Here is a 1,865-nt window from a genome sequence, read left to right on the forward strand (position 1 = left end):
GAAGTTCGACGCCGGCACCGGCGGCACGTTCAGCGGCGCGCCCGGCTCGGACGCCCGCCCCGCGGAGACGAGCCACGACTCGGGCTTGATGTCGGAGCGTCGGTCTTCCATCGTCGCGATCCCTCCACGCGGCCGGCGCGAATCTCATCCGGCCGCCGGCGTCGCCGGGCCGGACCGCGCGAGCCGGGCTTCCCGCGCCGGACGAAGCCCGGCGGGACGACCTGCGCGGCGCGGCCGCGCGACAAACCTACGCCCACGCGGCCGCGTGCAGTACGCGACGCCGTGCCGGGTTCCGCCTCCGGCGCGCAGCGGTCTCTATTTCAGCCCGGGAACGACCACCTCGCGCTGCGAAGCGGGCGTCAGCGTCGCCTCGTTGAAGGACGCCATGACGTGCTTCCGTCCGCTCTCGTACAGCACCGTGACGAGCCCGTCCGTGCTCATCCCGGCGTGGTCGATCGTCCCTACGCCGTCCGCGACGGCGTGCACGGCCCGGCCCGTCGGGTCCCCTCACGGAGCCGGACGCAGAGGCTGAGGTTCGTTTCGCCGCCGGTCTGCAGTCCCGGCAGCGGGAGGAGGCCTCGTCAACGGCGGTTGCGGCCCGACGCACTGGAGCGAATAGCAGTGAGGGGCCGCGACGACAGCCGCGAGCTGTCGCGTCCGCCCGCGCCTGCGGGCCGCGGCCGCCGGAGGGGACAGTGGATGGCCGACGACGACCAAGGACGCTGAAGACGAGTCTCTCTTCGGCGGAGAGGAGCGGGGCGGCATCAGCCAGCCGGCCCGCCGACGACCGGCCGGCGCCCCGAACTCCCGGGTTTTCCTCGCCCGCTGTTGCGCGGGATGCGGCGCTGGTTCCATATTCTCGGAGTGTTGACATATGAGGCAACACCCTGACCCGCCCGTATTCCCGGTGACGGGCAAGTATCGGAGGTTCCTGCCCATCGACGAGCGGGTCGTGGACGACCTCGACGCCTTCATGCGGAACAACAAGGAGTACGGCCGGCTCAAGGCCATTCTCGAAGCGATCTGCAACTCGGAGAAGGCATGCCACCCCAAGCTCTCGAAGATGGTCGGCCCCGGTCTCTGGGAGCTTGGAGACTTCGGGCAGGCCGGACTGCTTAAGGGCCAGGGACGCCTTTATCTGTATCGAGCGCCGCTGGACGGATTCGACACCTTTCTGATCTGCGCGTTCCGACGGAAGAAGAAGCAGAAGGTCGAGAAGGGAATCGAGCAACAAGTGACGAGCGCTGCGCTGGCCTTCATGGATCGGAGGAGGACTCGCCGATGATGTTCCGGATGAGCTCTGACGTCGCCCGCGCGAGGAAGGAGCGCGTGGACTACGAGGCGGAGTACCTCGGCCAGCTGATCATCTGCCAGTTGGAGCGGCTCATGCAGGAGTCCGAGGTCTCGAAGGCCGAGCTCGCGCGCCGCTTGGGTTGCAATCGCTCGAAGGTGACCCGGATGTTCTCGGTCGGCGCGAACCTGACGCTGCGCTCCGTCGCCGCGGTGCTCGTGGCGCTGGACTCGCGGCTCTCGGTCACTGTTGACGAGCGAACCGCCAACGACGAACCCGTGCTTCTCGGCTTCGACGGCGCGCGGCCTTCCGGCGAGACACGCGGGCACCGAAGCGCGCGGTGACCATGGCCTGATCCCCGAAAAGTGGTCCGGGCTGACCGAGAGTCCTCGGGGCGATAATTCGCCCGCGAAAGGACGCTCATGAAGAAGAGCCGGTTCGGCGTGGAGCGGATAGTCGGCATCCTGAAGGAGGCGGACGCCGGCGTGAGGGTCGGGGAGCTGTGCCGGAAGTACGGGATCAGCGACCAGACGTACTACCGCTGGAAGGCGAAGTACGGCGGGATGGAGGCCGG

The 1,865-nt window shown here is 68.6% G+C and carries 3 protein-coding genes; all 3 read left to right on the forward strand.

What is annotated here, in order from left to right:
* Positions 1-952: 952 nt before the first annotated feature.
* Entirely contained in the window at positions 953-1,285 is a 333-nt protein-coding gene (locus tag LLG88_04340) for a hypothetical protein (GenBank protein MCE5246135.1), read from the forward strand.
* An 8-nt stretch (positions 1,286-1,293) separates the two neighbouring features.
* Positions 1,294-1,635 carry a helix-turn-helix transcriptional regulator gene (locus LLG88_04345; protein MCE5246136.1) on the forward strand — a complete coding sequence of 114 codons (342 nt, stop codon included), beginning with the start codon at positions 1,294-1,296 and terminating at the stop codon, positions 1,633-1,635.
* A gap of 78 nt (positions 1,636-1,713) precedes the next feature.
* A partial coding sequence (locus LLG88_04350) for a transposase (protein ID MCE5246137.1) occupies positions 1,714-1,865 on the forward strand: 152 nt, incomplete at its 3' end.

The sequence above is a fragment of the bacterium genome, from assembly GCA_021372775.1.
Taxonomy (GTDB): domain Bacteria; phylum Acidobacteriota; class Polarisedimenticolia; order J045; family J045; genus JAJFTU01.

Excerpts from the sequence above, each read along its gene's own strand:
- LLG88_04345 (MCE5246136.1), top strand. The coding sequence starts at position 1,294 with ATGAGCTCTGACGTCGCCCGCGCGAGGAAGGAGCGCGTGGACTACGAG.